The organism is Lentzea chajnantorensis (assembly GCF_054300775.1).
This window is the reverse complement of sequence record NZ_JBSDZT010000002.1, coordinates 3,505,190-3,519,183: the sequence shown is the minus strand read 5'-3', so window position 1 is coordinate 3,519,183 and position 13,994 is coordinate 3,505,190. Positions and strand designations below refer to the sequence as shown.

Below are 13,994 nucleotides of genomic sequence, written 5' to 3'. Positions count from 1 at the left end.
CTCTCAGAGGGTACGAAAGGTCCCCGCGTGCGTTCGCAGGCAGGGGGCGGGGTGCCGGTGTTGCGGAGGCCGGGCCGGGCTTGGCGTCTTCCGCGCTGACGAGCTGACCCTCAGGCCGGCGCCAGGCGGTTCATCGAGTGCTGGATCAGGCCGACCAGCACCGCCTTCGACGACTCGCGGTCGCGGGCGTCGCACAGCAGCACCGGGATCGCGTCGTCGAGGTCGAGGGCGTGGCGCACCTCGTCCACGGTGTAGAGCTGCCCGCCGTCGAAGCAGTTGACCGCCACGATGAACGGGATGCCGCGGTGCTCGAAGAAGTCGATGGACGGGAACGACGAGTCGAGCCGGCGGGTGTCGACCAGCACGACGGCGCCGATCGCCCCGTGGGCCAGCTCGTCCCACATGAACCAGAACCTGTTCTGGCCGGGCGTCCCGAACAGGTAGAGCACCACGCTCGCGTTGATCGTGATGCGGCCGAAGTCGAGCGCCACCGTCGTGGTGTTCTTGCCCTCGATGCCGGCCAGGTCGTCGACGTGCACACCGGCCTCGGTGAGCAGCTCCTCGGTCTTCAGCGGCGGGATCTCGGAGACCGACGAGACCATGGTGGTCTTGCCGGTGCCGAAACCGCCCGCGATGACGATCTTGACCGAGGTCGGCACGGTCAGCTGGTCGTCAGATCCCACGAACACCATCCAGTACGGCCTGCAGGAGATCCCGGTCGGGAACTCGCGGTGCGGAGTTCTGCACGATCACGTCGCCGCGCTCGATGAGGTCCGAGAGCAGCACCTTGACCACGACGAGCGGGACGTCGAGGTAGGCGGCCACCTCGGCGACCGACAGCGGGCGCACGCACAACGACATGATCTCGCGATGCTCGACCGTCAGCGACGTCTGGTCGGACGCAAACGAGGACGTGCGGACCTGCGTCACGAGGTGCAGGTCCGGCGCGTTCGGCCGGGTGCGGCCGCGCACCATGGCGTAGGGCCGCACCAGCGGCCCCGCGGCCTCGTCGTACCACCAGTCCTCGCGGGAGGACATCAGCGGGACTCTCGTGCCGAGGGCACGGGCGCCGTTTCTGCGCGGGGGGCCGACGAGAGGTACGTGCCCACCCGTTTCACCAGCATGTTCATCTCGTAGGCGATCATGCCCATGTCCGCGTCCTCCTCGCCGAGCAGCGCGAGGCACGCACCGTGCCCCGCCGCCGTGACGAACAGGTAGGCGTGCTCCATCTCGACGATGGTCTGCCGCACCGCGCCACCGCCGAAGTGGCGCCCGGTGCCGCGGGCGAGCGACTGGAACGCCGACGCCATCGCCGACAGGTGCTCCGAGTCGTCGCGGGAGAGCCCGGCCGAACGGCCGAGCAGGAGTCCGTCGGCGGACAGCACCACCGCGTGCCGCGCGCCGACCACCCGCTGGATCAGGTCCTCCAGCAGCCAGTTGAGCTCACCGTGCTGGCTGGTCTTGTCCTTCATGACGAGGGGGCTCCTTCTGATCTCCAGTCGTCGGTCAGCCGGGCGTCACGGGTGCCGCGCTGGAACGCGGCGAGCCCGTCACGGGTCCGCTCGGCCGACCTTTCGCCGGTCACCGGCTCAGCATGCGGCACCTCGCCCGGTTGCACGAGCTGCGGCGCCAGGTTCTGCCGCTTCTTCCTGCGGGGAAGCGCAGGCTTCCCGTCCGGGGCCGGTTCCGGGGTACCCGGTTGCGGCGCCGTCTGTTCCGGCGCCACCGGACCACCCGCTTCGGGAACGGACGGGACGGGCCGCGGGTTCACGAGCGCCTCCGCCACCTCGTCCGGCGCCGCCGCGCTCACCGTCCTCTGCGGCAGCCTGACCGGGAAGCTCGGGTGTTCCTCGGCGTGGCCGTGGTGCTGGTCGTGGAACGACCGCACCGGCATCTGCGTGGTCTCGCTGATGTCGCCCGCGGTGTTGTGCGGCGCCACCAGCTGCGGCGGCAGCACGCACAGCGCGACCGTGCCGCCGTAGGGCGAGTCGCGCAGCTCCACCTTGATGCCGCGGCGGGCGGCGAGCCGGGCGACGACGAAGAGGCCCAGCCGCGACTCGCCGCGGAACGCCATGGTCTCGAAGTCCGGCGGGTTGGAGAGCTTCGCGTTGGCCTGCAGGCGTTCTTCCCGCGTCATGCCGAGCCCGTGGTCCTCGATCTCGATCACGATGCCGTGCGGCGCGGCGTTCGAGTGGACGACGACCTCGGAGCGCGGCGAGGAGAACGCCGTGGCGTTGTCGACGAGCTCGGCGAGCAGGTGGATGGTGTCGGCGACGGCCACGCCCACGAGCGCGCGGTCGGGCACCGGGTTGACCTTGACCCGGACGTACTGCTCGGTCTCGGCGACGGCGGCGCGCAGGACGTCGCTCAGCCGCACCGGCTTGCGCCACTGCCTGCCGGGCTGCTCACCGGCGAGGATGATCAGGTTCTCGGCGTTGCGGCGGGCGCGGGTGGCGAGGTGGTCGAGCTGGAACAGCGAGTCGAGCTGGTCCGGGTTCTCCTCCTCGCGCTCCAGCTTGTCGAGGATCTTGAGCTGGCGGTGCACGAGCCCCTGGTTGCGGTGCGCGATGTCGAGGAACACCCGGTTCACGCCCTCGCGGGCCTGCGTCTCCTTCACCGCGGCCGCGACCGCCGTGTACTGGGCGGTGTTGAACGCGTCAGCGACCTGGCCGATCTCGTCGTTGCCGTAGTCCAGCGGCGGCATGTCGCGGTGGACGTCGACCTGCTCGCCCCCGCGCAGGCGGGCCACGATGTGCGGCAGCCGTTCCTGCGCGAGCCGCAGCGTGTCCTCCCGCAGCGAGGCGAGCCGCGTGACCAGCGCCCGGCTCACCAGCCGGTGGGAGATGCGCAGCGCGAGCACGATGCCGACGACGACCGCGAGCAACGCGACCAGGCTGCCGACGAGCACGGCGGTCAACCGGTTGCCGGCCTTCTCCAGCCCCAGGTTCGTCGCGTCCTCCGCCTGCCGGACGGCGATGGCGACGAGCCGCTCGTGCACCGGACCGGCAGCGGCCCGCCACTGCTGGTCGCTGACGGCGGTGTCGCCGTTGATGATGCGGCCCTCGAGGTCGGCCAGCGCGCGGTACTCGGAGCTGGTGCGCAGCGCGTCGTACTGCAGGCGGGGCTGCTCCAGCGCGAACGGGATCGTGGCGTCGACACCGGAGTGGTAGGCGCCGACCAGGCGGGCGAACTCCACGCGCTCCGCGGGGGTGAACGACCGGTTGAGCAGGCCGCGGGAGCCGACGGTGGCGGCGCGGGACATCCAGTCGGCGGACTGGAAGATCGTGACGGCCTGCACGGTGGACTGGCCGGCCTCGGCGTCGGGCACCTGCCGCGCCTGCCGGGAGAACAGCGCGACGCCCGCGTCGACGAGACCGTTGTAGTAGTCGTAGACCTCCTGCGGGTTGCCGGTGCCCGACTCGACCCGCGAGCGGTGCTGCCCGAGCTCGTCCAGCGCGGTGGTGAGCGCGGTGACCCGGTCGATGACGTCCTGCGGCGCGCCGTCGGTCAGGTCCGCGAACGCCGCTTTCATCCTGGTGACGGACTCGTCGGTCTCGGCCTGCTGCTGCCGCAGCGCGCTCGCGTCGGTGCCGCCGGCCTTGCTGAGCAGCACGAGGCTCAGCCGGCGTTCCTGCTGGAGACCGACGAACGCCTGCACGGACGGGATCGTCACGTCCTTCACCTCGGCCGCGGCGGAGCGCATGTGGAAACCGTCGAAAACGGTGTACGACGAGAAGACCGCCCACATGACCAGCAGGACGACGCTGGGAACGACGACCACTCCGGCCAACCGCGACCTAATGGTCCGGTAGTCGGTCGGTGCGTAGCCGCTCTTCTCGTTCACAGCGCTCTTCGTCTCCATGTGTCCCACGGCTAGCGCTGCGGGTTATCCACGTCACTCCTTCGGCTGCAAAATGGTAACAAGAAAAGATCTTCGTCACCGAATGGCAGCGATCACCTGCTGTACGCGGTCAGCAGGCTACCCAGTCAGGTGACTGCCGCAACACCCAGTCCGGGGGTTCTTGCCCTGCGAGAACCCCCGGACGGCCTAGTTCTACGGGCGGGTCACGGAGACCACGTCGTAGGTGGTCTCCGGCGTGGGCGGGGTCGTGAACCGGGCGTTCGGCAGGTACAGGCGCTTTCCGAACGCGGCCACCGTGGTCGGCACGTCGAACCGCGCGTCAGTTCGTTCCGCGGCCAGCGTCGCGCCATCACGGCTGAGCGTGTAGCGCGCGACTTTGTTCAAGCGGTTTTGCACCACGTACAACTGACGTCCCTCACGCAACAGACCGTCACCATTGGTGAGTGTTTGACCGTTCAAATCGATGCCGGTGGTCTTACCGGTGCGCGGGTCGACGCGGAACAGCATTCCGGTGTTGCTCTGGACGACGATCAGGCCGCCGTCGAGTCCGGTCACGATGCCGTTCAGGTTCGTCGCGCCGGGGGTGACGACGAGGTCACCGGTGAGGTCGAGCGTCGAGTGCGGCGTGAGGCTCAGCGGCACCTGGTACAGCACCGCCTTGCGCGAGTCGGTGAACCACGCCGACTTGTCCGTGAGTATGACGTCGTTGACGAACGTGTCCGCGGTGGCGAACTGGAACTTCGCCAGCAGCGCACCCGTGCGCGTGTCATAGACCCGTGCGTCGCCACCGGCACCGCCCGCGACCCACAGCCGTTTGCGCTCGTCGACCTTCATGCCGAGCGAGGGCGTGCCGGGTCCCTTGGCCAGCACCGCGCCCTTGCCGGTCCGCAGGTCGGCCGCGTAGATGGAGCCGTCGGCCCGCGAACCGAAGTAGGCGGTGGTCCCGGCGATCGCGATGCCCTCGGGCTGCCACCCGGCGGGCAGGGAGAACTCCGCCGGGAACCGCCCGTGCTGCCCGGACGCGTCTGCGGTGGCCGGCGCGGCAGCGGTGAGCGTGACGCCCAGAACCGCCGCGAACAGGACACCGAATCTGCGGTACATGCCGCCTCCTGGAGTCGGGGTGGGGTGCGTCCCGATCCTGTCGCAGGTCAGCAGCTGATCCGGACTTTTCTCAGCAACCCGACATCAACGCTGGTGGGGCGTGCTTCACAGCTCCGCCGCCGCCTCCGCGATCAGCTCCAGCGACTCGCCCTCCCCCAGCGCGAGGTCGCTCACCGCCCCGAACCGCCGCGCACACCCCTCGGTCTGCACGGGGTCCTCGACGTACGTCCCCTGGACGAACGTCTCGAAGTACGCCACGTCGTTGTGCTGGCGGTGCGCGAAGCTGAGCAACGTGAACGGCGTGCCCATCGCCGGGTGTGCGCCCGCGCTGTGCGGCACGATCCGCAGCGACACCCCGTCCAGCTCGCTCAGCTCCATCAGGTGCAGCAGCTGCGCCTTCATCACCCGCGGGCCGCCGACCACGGGCCGCAGCACCGGTTCGGCGAGGACCGCCTGCACCCGCAACGGGTCGCGGCCACCGACGCGGCTCGTCCACGCCTCCCGCGCCGCCGCCTGGTGCTCGGCGCGCGGCGGGTCGTGGTGCAGCACGGCCCTCGCGTAGTCGGCGAGCTGGAACAGGGGTGGGACGAGGTCCGTCGTGAACGTCCGCAACACCGTTGCCTCGAACACAAGATTCGCGAAGTCGGCGGCCGGGTCGAACAACGGCGCATTGTCGAGCGCGCGCACCTGTTCCGCATACTGCGCCTGTCGCACCACGGCCTGCCATTCCTCGGACGGCAGTTGGTACACGTATCCGAGCGCCATGATGTCGAGCACCGCGGAGGGCTGCACGGCGTTCTCCATCATCGACAGCTTGGCGCTGCTGAAGCCCACCCGCTGCCCGGCCTCGGTCAGGCTGAGCTGCCGCTCGTCCCGCCACCCTGCCAGGCGCCGGCCGATGGCGCGTTCGAGGGTCGTGGCCCGGAAATCCTTCGGCATGCCGCGAAGGATAAGACCGAATCGGATTCCCGAATGGGCCACCCGCTGTGGACAACCGTTAAATGGCCGACCTGTTCCTTCACTGATGAGCAATGCCGTTAGATCGCGCGGAAAGACATTTAACTCGCATGGCGTTTTGCGCGCGCATGGGCACGCACGAGGTCATGGAAGCGGAACGCGTCGTCGCCCACTTCGGTCAGCAATGCCTTCTCGACGAGGTCGTCCAGCGCGTCCTCGACGTCGCACTCGGACTCGCCGGCGATCGCCGCTGCCTCGGGCACGTCGAAGTGGGCGCCGGGGTGCCACGCGCACAGCCGGTACAGGCGGGCCTGCCGTTCCGGGAGCTCCACGTAGGACAGGTCGAGCAGGGGCGGGAGGCTGCCGTCCTCGTCGGTCAGCGGGTCGAGCTCGACCACGGGCGCGTCGAGGTCCAGCGGTGCGCGGCTCGTCACGAGGACCGTGCCGCGGGCGGGCAGGAACGGCCGCACCTGCTCGGCGCTGCTCGCGTTGTCCAGCAGCAGGGTGATCCTCTGCCGCAGCACGATCGACCGGAACGCCGCCGCGCGGTCGGCGCGGTCGACGTGGGTGAGCCGCAGTGCGCGCAGCAGGCGGCCGAGCCGGACCTCGACCGGTTCGCGCACGGTCAGGTCGACGTGCAGCTGGTCGCCGCTGCCGCGGTCGCGCAGCCACTTCAGGGCCAGCGCGGTCTTGCCCACGCCGGCAGGGCCGCTGATGACCGTCACCCCGTTGGGCCGCAACTGTTCGAGTTCTCCCGCGCGCCCGACGAAGTGCTTCGGCGGCGCCGGTGGCCGCAACTGCGCCGGAATGCCGTGCGAACCGCGGGAACGAACCTCGCCGGCAGCGTTCCTACCAGCCACAACGTCACTCATCACCGGTAACCTCCCCGAGTAGGTGAAGCTACGGTCTTTCGCACCGCTTACATCAGACGGCCATCGAGTGATCGCACGCGAGCGCGGCGCCGGAGGCGGAGGTCGCGGTCTTGACCTGGCGGCCGTTGATGATGATCTTGCAGGTCAGCTCGCCCCGCACGCCCTCCAGCCGCACCACGAACCGGCCCTTGCGCGCTCCCCTGCGCTGCCACGGCACGTCCGGGTTCTTGAGGGTCCGCTCGTCCTCGCCGGGGAACATGTACGTGAGCTGGTCGGCGGTTCCCGTCCCCTCCACGACCAGCCGGGCGTCGGTGGCCGCCGAGCAGCCGCTCATCAGCACCAGCACGGCGACCACGACGATCCTCATGTCCGGGAACGGTAGGAAACGCGGGTGTCCGGCGGCATCAGCCTGAAGGCTCGACCGGGATCAGCCGTCAGACTGACAACGCGACACGGGTTCTAGTGCGTTTGCAGTGCCAGGAACAGGTCTACGCGGGACTCGAACTCGGTCAGGTCGACGCCGAGCAGCTCCTCCACCCGGCCCACCCGGTACCGCAGCGTGTTGACGTGCACGTGCAGCTTCTGCGCCGCCGTCGTCCACGAACCGCCGCAGCCGAGGAACACCCGCAGCGTCCCGGCCAGGTCGGACCCGTGCTCGGCGTCGTAGTCGAGCACCGGGCCGAGGAGCCTGCGCCGCAACGAGGACCGCAGTTCCTCGGGCACCCCGGCGAGCAGCAGCTGGTGCAGGGCGATCTCCTCGCCCGCCACCACGCACGTGCGGCCGCCGCGCCGTTCGCCGAGCCGGCGGGCGTGGGTCGCCTCCTCGGCCGCGCCGCGCAGGCCTCGTGCGGTGACCGGGGAGCTGATGCCGACGAGCACGCGGGACGAGCCGAGGCCGGGTTCCACGACCCTCAGCGCCTCGCGCACCTCGGCGGGCACCGAGTCATCGGCTTTCGCGACGGCGTAGACGGTGTCGCCGACCGGGGTGACGAGCGCCTGCGGCAGCGCCTCCTCCAGCACGGCGGCGGCGAGGTCGGCGCGCTGGTCCCCGGTGACCGCGCACAGGACGCGCAGCGGGGTGTTCTCCAGACCGGCGGCGGCAAGGCGGGAGTCGAGGTCGGGTGCGCCGGTGAGCACGGCGGTCAGCAGCGGTGCCGCGGTGCGGTTCTCGATCCGGCGGCCCTGGGCCTGGCGCAGGCGTTCGAGTGCGACGAGCGAGGCGAGCTCGGCGGCGGCCTCCGGCTGCGGTTCGCCGGCGACGACGAGGATCCAGCTGGTGAGCCGGGTGCCGCCGCGTTCGGAGACGGGCACGAGCGTGGTACCCCTGACCGCCTTCGGCAACCGGTCGGCCTGCAGGAACTCCTTCACCAGTGCCACCCGGTCCGGCAGCTCGCCGCCCGCGACGACCCGGCCGGTCGTGGACAGCACCCAGCAGCGGGCGCGGAGCTCGTGGCTGCCCGCGGCCAGCAGCGCGGGCAGCCCGGCGCCCTCCGCGACGACGTTCAGCAGGCGCCGGTGGCGGCTCAGGCCGACGAGCTCCGTCGACACGCGTTCGGTGATCGTCGCGAACGACAGGTCGACGGGGACCTCCAGCAACGGCACGCGGTGGCGTTCGCAGGCGGTCACGAGGTCGGCGGGCAGCTGCCTGTCCTCGGTCTCGCTGGCGGCGAGGCCGGCGACGTCCGCGGCGGCCAGTGAGCGGACGAACGTCTCGGAGTCGCGCGGGCCGTGGTGCCACAGCAGCCCGGACAGCACCAGCTCACCGCCGGAGAGGTACCGGCTGGGGTCGGGCAGCTCCGTTCCGTACACGCGGGTGACCGCGCGGTCGAGCTGGTCCGCACCGGTCCGCAGGCTCAGCCGCAGTTCCGTCATGCCGAGCAACGTCCGCAGCAGCAACATGGGGTGTCACTCTCGTCCATCCGGGTTTGTAGGAAAGCACAAATTCGTTACCTCCAGGAGTCCTCGGATTCATGTGCCACGCCGTAGCTGCCTGTACCACTGAGTCTGTGTACTGGCTCACAACCGGAGGGGAGGGCGAGTGACGATCTCCACGCACGTGCTGGACGCGGCCCGCGGAAGGCCGTTCGCCGGCATCGCCGTGTCGCTGCAGCGCCGAGACGGGACCGAGGTGGCCGCCGCCGAGACGAACGCGGACGGCCGGGTCACCGGGTGGGGTGACGGCCTGGAGGCCGGGGTGTACCGGCTGGTGTTCGACACGGCGCAGGCCGCGCCGTTCTTCCCCGAGGTCGTGCTCACGTTCGACTACTCCGACCCGGCGCAGCACTACCACGTGCCGCTGCTCCTCTCGCCGTTCGCCTACTCCACCTACCGAGGTAGCTGACGATGGACTTCCTCCGACCGGCCACGCTCGCCGAAGCGCTGGAACTGAAGGCCGCGCGCCCCGACGCCGTGCCGATCGCCGGTGGCACGGACGTGATGGTGGAACTGAACTTCGACCACCGCAGACCGGCCGCGCTGCTCGACCTGACGCGCGTCGAGGAGCTGCGCACGGTCACCGAGGCGCGGATCGGCTCCGGGGTGCCGTACGCGCGGATCATCGACGAGCTCGGGACCACGCACCCCGGGCTCGCGATGGCGTCGCGGACCGTCGGTTCGCCGCAGATCCGCAACCGCGGCACGGTCGGCGGCAACCTGGGCGCCGCCTCGCCCGCCGGGGACACGCACCCGGTGCTGCTGGCGTCGGACGCGGTGGTCGAAGTGGCCTCCGCGCGCGGCACGCGGATGATCCCGGCCGCCGAGTTCTACCTGGGGGTCAAGCGGAACGCGCTGGAGCCGGACGAGCTGATCGTGGCCGTGCACCTGGCACCCGCGCAGGGGCCGCAGCAGTTCTCCAAGGTCGGCACGCGCAACGCCATGGTGATCGCGGTGTGCTCGTTCGCGATCTCGCTGTTCCCGGCGGAGAACCGGGCCGGCGCCGCGGTCGGGTCGGCGGCGCCGACACCGCGGCGGGCGCACGAGGCGGAGGAGTTCCTGGCCGCCGAGCTGGACTTCTCCTCTCCGGCGCCACTGCTGGACTCGGTGAAGCGGCGGTTCGGGGAGCTGGTGGCGACGGCGGCCGCGCCGATCGACGACGTGCGCGGGTCGGCGGAGTACCGCAGGCACGCGCTGGCCGTGCTGGCACGCAGGACGCTGGGCTGGGTGTGGCAGGAACTCTTGGACGGGGAACAGGCATGCGCGTGAACCTGACGGTCAACGGCGAGCAGCGCCAGGCCGACGACGTGTGGGAGGGCGAGTCGCTGCTGTTCCTGCTGCGCGAGCGCCTCGGGCTGCCCGGCTCGAAGAACGCCTGCGAGCAGGGTGAGTGCGGTTCGTGCACGGTGTACCTGGACGGCGCGCCGGTGTGCGCGTGCCTGGTCGCGGCCGGACAGGCGCAGGACCGGGAGGTGCGCACGGTCGAGGGCCTCGCCGACGGTGACCGGCTCGACCCGGTGCAGGAGGCGTTCGTCGAGGCGGGCGCGGTGCAGTGCGGGTTCTGCACGCCCGGTCTCGTGGTCCAGGCGCACGACCTGCTCGACCGGGTGCCGAACCCGTCCGACCCGGAGATCCGGGAGGCGCTGGCCGGGAACCTGTGCCGCTGCACGGGGTACGAGAAGATCCTGGACGCCGTGCGGCTCGCGGCGGCCCGCCGATGATCGTCCTGGACCGCTGCGCGGTGTCCACTGTGGACGAGGCCGGGACCGAGCACGCGTCCGGGCACGTCGTCGTCGAGAACGGGCGGATCAAGGCCGTCGGCTCCGGTCCCGCACCGCGGCCGGCTGAGCCGCACACGTACGTAGACGCGTCGTCGTGCCTGGTCACACCGGGTCTGATCAACACCCACCACCACCTGTACCAGTGGGCGACGCGGGGCCTCGCGACCGACGCGACGCTGTTCGAGTGGCTGACCGCGCTCTACCCGGTGTGGCGCGGGCTGGACGACACCGTGACGCACGCGGCGGCGTCGGCCGGGCTCGCGAAGCTGGCGCTGACCGGCTGCACGCTCGCCGCCGACCACCACTACGTCTTCCCCTCCGGTGGCGGGGACGTGTTCGACGCGCTGGTGTCGGCGGGGCGGCGGATCGGCATCCGGCTGGAGGCGGTCCGCGGGTCGATGGACCGGGGCGAGTCCTCCGGTGGCCTGCCGCCGGACAACCTGGTCGAGGAGACCGAGGCCGCGTTGGCCGCCACGGAACGCGCGATCGGCGCCTACCACTCGACCGCGGACGACGCGCTGGTCCGCGTGGCCGTGGGGCCGTGCTCGCCGTTCTCGGTGTCCAAGGAGCTGATGACCGGGGCGGCCGAGATGGCGCGACGGCACGGCGTCCGGCTGCACACGCACCTCGCCGAGACGCTGGACGAGGAAGAGCAGTGCCTGGCGGAGAACGGCTGCACGCCGACCGAGTACGCCGAGCAGCTCGGCTGGCTGGGACCGGACGTGTGGCTCGCGCACACCGTGCACCTCAACGCCGACGCGGTGAAGCGGCTGGGCGCGACCTCGACGGGGTCGGCGCACTGCCCGACGTCCAACGGCCGGCTGGGCACCGGCATCGCGCCGGTGCGGGACCTGCTCGACGCGGGTGCGCCGGTCGGTCTCGGGGTCGACGGCGCGGCGTCCAACGAGGACGGTGGCCTGGTCGTCGAGCTGCGGTCGGCGCTCTACCAGGCACGGCAGCGCGGCGGGCCGGGTGCGCTCGACGCCCGCAAGGCGTTGTGGATGGGCACGATGGGCGGCGCGCAGGTGCTCGGCAGGGCCGGCGCGCTGGGTTCGATCGAACCGGGCAAGGTGGCGGACCTCGCGGTGTGGGACCTGTCCGGACTGGACCACGCGGGCATCGCGGACCCGGTGGCGGCACTGGTGCTGGGCCCGCCGCCGCCGGTGAAACTGCTGGTCGTGGGCGGAGAGGTCGTGGTGCGGGACGGGGTCCTGCTCACGGCGTCGACCGACGAGCTGGCGCGGGACCTCTCCGCGGCCGGCACCAAGCTCCAGGAGGCAGCGCGATGACCCTCACCCCCACCGAGCTCACCTCCGCGGTCTCGGGTGGCATCGGCACGTCACCGCAACGCCCGGACGGCAACCTCAAGGTGCGCGGCGAGTTCGCGTACGCGTCGGACCTGTGGCACGAGGACATGATCTGGGGCGCGACCCTGCGCTCACCGCACCCGTACGCCCGCATCACGTCGGTGGACCTCACCGAGGCCTTGAAGGTGCCGGGCGTGTACGCGGTGCTCACGCACTCGGACGTGCCGGGCCGCAACCTGTACGGGCTGGAGCACAAGGACCAGCCGGTGCTGGCCGTGGACGTCGTGCGCTACCAGGGTGAACCGGTCGCGCTGGTCGGCGCGGACCACCCGGAGACCGCGCTGCGGGCGATGAAGAAGATCGTCGTCACCTACGACGTGCTGGAACCCGTGGTGGACATGGAGACCGCGGTCGACGACACCCCGCTGCACCCCGGCGGGAACCTCGTGCGGCACGTGCCGATCCGGCGCGGCGCGCAGGACGTCACCGCGGACGTCGTGGTCACCGGTCGGTACGAGGTCGGCATGCAGGACCAGGCGTTCCTCGGGCCGGAGTCCGGGCTCGCGGTGCCGGCGGCCGACGGCTCGGTCGACCTGTACATCGCGACGCAGTGGCTGCACGTCGACCGCGCGCAGATCGCGTCCGCGCTGGGACTGCCCGAGGAACAGGTGCGGCTGACGCTGTCCGGCGTCGGTGGCGCGTTCGGTGGCCGCGAGGACCTGTCGATGCAGGTGCACGCGTGCCTGCTCGCGTTGCACACCGGCAAGCCGGTCAAGATGGTCTACAACCGCGAGGAGTCGTTCTACGGGCACGTGCACCGGCACCCGGCCGTGCTGTACTACGAGCACGGCGCCGACCGCACCGGCAAGCTGGTCTACGTCCGCACGAAGATGTACCTCGACGGCGGCGCGTACGCCTCCTCGACCCCCGCTGTCGTGGCCAACGCGGCGACGCTGGGCGTCGGTCCGTACGAGGTCGACAACGTGACGGTCGACGCGTACGGCGTCTACACGAACAACCCGCCCTGCGGTGCGATGCGCGGGTTCGGTGCCGTGCAGGCGGGTTTCGCCTACGAGTCCCAGATGGACAAACTGGCAGAGGCGCTGGGGATGTCGCCGGTCGACATCCGCGTGCGCAACGCGATGACCGAGGGTTCGGTGATGCCGACCGGGCAGGTCGTCGACTCGGCGGCACCGGTCGCGCAGCTGCTGAAGCTGGTGCAGGACAAGCCGTTGCCGGCCGGGAGGTCGGCCGACATCCGCGAGCTGCCCGGCGGTGTCTCGAACACCACGCACGGCGAGGGCGTCGTGCGCGGCGTCGGTTACGCCGTCGGCATCAAGAACATCTGCTTCTCCGAGGGCTACGACGACTACTCGACCGCGCGGGTGCGCGTCTCGATGGTGAACGGTTCGCTGGTCGCCGCCGTGCACACCGCGGCGTGCGAGGTCGGCCAGGGCCTGGTGACGATCATGCAGCAGATCGTGCGGACCGAGCTCGGCATCGAGACCGTGACCGTGCTGCCGATGGACACCACGATCGGCAACGGCGGTTCCACGTCCGCGTCCCGCCAGACGTACGTGACCGGGGGCGCGGTCCGTGCCGCGTGCCTGGCCGTGCGCGACAGGCTCGGCGACCGCGCGGACATCGGCGACGAGGTCATCGACGAGACGGTCGAGTGGCGGCACCGCGCCACCGAACCGCTCGACCCCGAGACCGGCCAGGGCAACGCGCACGTGCAGTACGGGTTCGCCGCCCACCGCGCCGTCGTGGACGTGGACGTCGAGCTCGGACTCGTGCGCGTGGTGGCACTGGACTGCGCCCAGGACGTCGGCAAGGCGCTCAACCCGCAGGCCGTCGTCGGGCAGATCCAGGGCGGGTCCGCGCAGGGCCTCGGCCTCGCCGTGATGGAGGAGATCCAGACCTCCGGCGGCAAGGTGCGCAACCCGTCGTTCACCGACTACCTCATCCCGACCGTGCTCGACATGCCCCCGATGAGCATTGACGTGCTCGAACTGGCCGACCCCCACGCCCCGTACGGCATCCGGGGAGTCGGCGAACCGCCCACCATCTCGTCGACCCCGGCGATCGTGGCGGCGATCCGCGCGGCGACCGGCCTGGCGCTCACCCGCGTCCCGGTCCGCCCGGAACACCTCACCGGTACCTGAGTTCCTGGAGTTCGTTG

The 13,994-nt window shown here is 71.1% G+C and carries 14 protein-coding genes; 5 read left to right on the top strand and 9 right to left on the bottom strand.

The features are described from left to right. Positions 1–110 precede the first annotated feature (110 nt). The 9 genes from ACVDFE_RS18035 to ACVDFE_RS17995 all read right to left on the bottom strand — a co-directional run bounded on the left by ACVDFE_RS18035 (position 111) and on the right by ACVDFE_RS17995 (position 8,691). The gene (locus ACVDFE_RS18035; RefSeq protein WP_458431151.1) at positions 111–692 is read right to left on the bottom strand and encodes a GTP-binding protein; all 582 of its coding nucleotides are present in this window, start codon (positions 690–692) and stop codon (positions 111–113) included. Next, entirely contained in the window at positions 673–1,038 is a 366-nt protein-coding gene (locus tag ACVDFE_RS18030) for a DUF742 domain-containing protein (RefSeq protein WP_360391665.1), read from the bottom strand. Before ACVDFE_RS18030 ends, ACVDFE_RS18035 begins: the two co-directional genes overlap by 20 nt. Further along, positions 1,038–1,472: a roadblock/LC7 domain-containing protein gene (locus tag ACVDFE_RS18025; RefSeq protein ID WP_360391668.1), complete on the bottom strand. Its 435-nt coding sequence runs from the start codon at positions 1,470–1,472 to the stop codon at positions 1,038–1,040. Before ACVDFE_RS18025 ends, ACVDFE_RS18030 begins: the two co-directional genes overlap by 1 nt. Then, positions 1,469–3,844: a nitrate- and nitrite sensing domain-containing protein gene (locus tag ACVDFE_RS18020; protein WP_458431150.1), complete on the bottom strand. Its 2,376-nt coding sequence runs from the start codon at positions 3,842–3,844 to the stop codon at positions 1,469–1,471. Before ACVDFE_RS18020 ends, ACVDFE_RS18025 begins: the two co-directional genes overlap by 4 nt. Before the next feature lie 210 nt (positions 3,845–4,054). After that, positions 4,055–4,963, bottom strand: coding sequence for a superoxide dismutase (locus tag ACVDFE_RS18015; protein WP_458431149.1), 909 nt, complete (start codon positions 4,961–4,963; stop codon positions 4,055–4,057). Positions 4,964–5,068: 105 nt separating this feature from the next. Beyond that, positions 5,069–5,902 carry a helix-turn-helix transcriptional regulator gene (locus ACVDFE_RS18010; RefSeq protein ID WP_360391676.1) on the bottom strand — a complete coding sequence of 278 codons (834 nt, stop codon included), beginning with the start codon at positions 5,900–5,902 and terminating at the stop codon, positions 5,069–5,071. A 119-nt stretch (positions 5,903–6,021) separates the two neighbouring features. Beyond that, positions 6,022–6,792 carry a hypothetical protein gene (locus ACVDFE_RS18005; protein WP_360391679.1) on the bottom strand — a complete coding sequence of 257 codons (771 nt, stop codon included), beginning with the start codon at positions 6,790–6,792 and terminating at the stop codon, positions 6,022–6,024. A 52-nt stretch (positions 6,793–6,844) separates the two neighbouring features. Continuing rightward, the gene (locus tag ACVDFE_RS18000; RefSeq protein ID WP_458431148.1) at positions 6,845–7,159 is read right to left on the bottom strand and encodes a hypothetical protein; all 315 of its coding nucleotides are present in this window, start codon (positions 7,157–7,159) and stop codon (positions 6,845–6,847) included. Positions 7,160–7,251: 92 nt separating this feature from the next. Continuing rightward, complete coding sequence (locus ACVDFE_RS17995; protein ID WP_360391685.1) at positions 7,252–8,691, bottom strand: PucR family transcriptional regulator; 1,440 nt, start codon at positions 8,689–8,691, stop codon at positions 7,252–7,254. Between the two features lie 139 nt (positions 8,692–8,830). Between ACVDFE_RS17995 and uraH the strand changes: the two genes are divergently transcribed. Genes uraH through ACVDFE_RS17970 form a run of 5 tightly spaced genes read left to right on the top strand, consistent with a single transcriptional unit; the run spans position 8,831 to position 13,977 of the window. Beyond that, positions 8,831–9,133: a hydroxyisourate hydrolase gene (gene uraH, locus ACVDFE_RS17990; protein WP_360391687.1), complete on the top strand. Its 303-nt coding sequence runs from the start codon at positions 8,831–8,833 to the stop codon at positions 9,131–9,133. 2 nt (positions 9,134–9,135) lie between these two features. Then, positions 9,136–9,993: an FAD binding domain-containing protein gene (locus ACVDFE_RS17985; protein ID WP_458431147.1), complete on the top strand. Its 858-nt coding sequence runs from the start codon at positions 9,136–9,138 to the stop codon at positions 9,991–9,993. After that, positions 9,984–10,445 carry a (2Fe-2S)-binding protein gene (locus ACVDFE_RS17980; RefSeq protein WP_360391693.1) on the top strand — a complete coding sequence of 154 codons (462 nt, stop codon included), beginning with the start codon at positions 9,984–9,986 and terminating at the stop codon, positions 10,443–10,445. The genes ACVDFE_RS17985 and ACVDFE_RS17980 overlap by 10 nt, the downstream gene beginning before the upstream one ends. Further along, on the top strand, positions 10,442–11,794 hold the full coding sequence (locus tag ACVDFE_RS17975; RefSeq protein ID WP_458431146.1) for an 8-oxoguanine deaminase: 1,353 nt from the start codon (positions 10,442–10,444) through the stop codon (positions 11,792–11,794). The genes ACVDFE_RS17980 and ACVDFE_RS17975 overlap by 4 nt, the downstream gene beginning before the upstream one ends. Further along, positions 11,791–13,977, top strand: a complete 2,187-nt coding sequence (locus ACVDFE_RS17970; RefSeq protein ID WP_458431145.1) for a xanthine dehydrogenase family protein molybdopterin-binding subunit — start codon at positions 11,791–11,793, stop codon at positions 13,975–13,977. Before ACVDFE_RS17975 ends, ACVDFE_RS17970 begins: the two co-directional genes overlap by 4 nt. Positions 13,978–13,994: the final 17 nt, after the last annotated feature.

What these genes read in the sequence shown, in the direction of transcription:
- ACVDFE_RS18035 (WP_458431151.1), bottom strand. Translation starts at nt 692, where the DNA reads ATGGTGTTCGTGGGATCTGACGACCAGCTGACCGTGCCGACCTCGGTC.
- ACVDFE_RS18030 (WP_360391665.1), bottom strand. Translation starts at nt 1,038, where the DNA reads ATGTCCTCCCGCGAGGACTGGTGGTACGACGAGGCCGCGGGGCCGCTG.
- ACVDFE_RS18025 (WP_360391668.1), bottom strand. Translation starts at nt 1,472, where the DNA reads ATGAAGGACAAGACCAGCCAGCACGGTGAGCTCAACTGGCTGCTGGAG.
- ACVDFE_RS18015 (WP_458431149.1), bottom strand. Translation starts at nt 4,963, where the DNA reads ATGTACCGCAGATTCGGTGTCCTGTTCGCGGCGGTTCTGGGCGTCACG.
- ACVDFE_RS18010 (WP_360391676.1), bottom strand. Translation starts at nt 5,902, where the DNA reads ATGCCGAAGGATTTCCGGGCCACGACCCTCGAACGCGCCATCGGCCGG.
- ACVDFE_RS18005 (WP_360391679.1), bottom strand. Translation starts at nt 6,792, where the DNA reads ATGAGTGACGTTGTGGCTGGTAGGAACGCTGCCGGCGAGGTTCGTTCC.
- ACVDFE_RS18000 (WP_458431148.1), bottom strand. Translation starts at nt 7,159, where the DNA reads ATGAGGATCGTCGTGGTCGCCGTGCTGGTGCTGATGAGCGGCTGCTCG.
- ACVDFE_RS17995 (WP_360391685.1), bottom strand. Translation starts at nt 8,691, where the DNA reads ATGTTGCTGCTGCGGACGTTGCTCGGCATGACGGAACTGCGGCTGAGC.
- ACVDFE_RS17985 (WP_458431147.1), top strand. Translation starts at nt 9,136, where the DNA reads ATGGACTTCCTCCGACCGGCCACGCTCGCCGAAGCGCTGGAACTGAAG.
- ACVDFE_RS17980 (WP_360391693.1), top strand. Translation starts at nt 9,984, where the DNA reads ATGCGCGTGAACCTGACGGTCAACGGCGAGCAGCGCCAGGCCGACGAC.
- ACVDFE_RS17975 (WP_458431146.1), top strand. Translation starts at nt 10,442, where the DNA reads ATGATCGTCCTGGACCGCTGCGCGGTGTCCACTGTGGACGAGGCCGGG.
- ACVDFE_RS17970 (WP_458431145.1), top strand. Translation starts at nt 11,791, where the DNA reads ATGACCCTCACCCCCACCGAGCTCACCTCCGCGGTCTCGGGTGGCATC.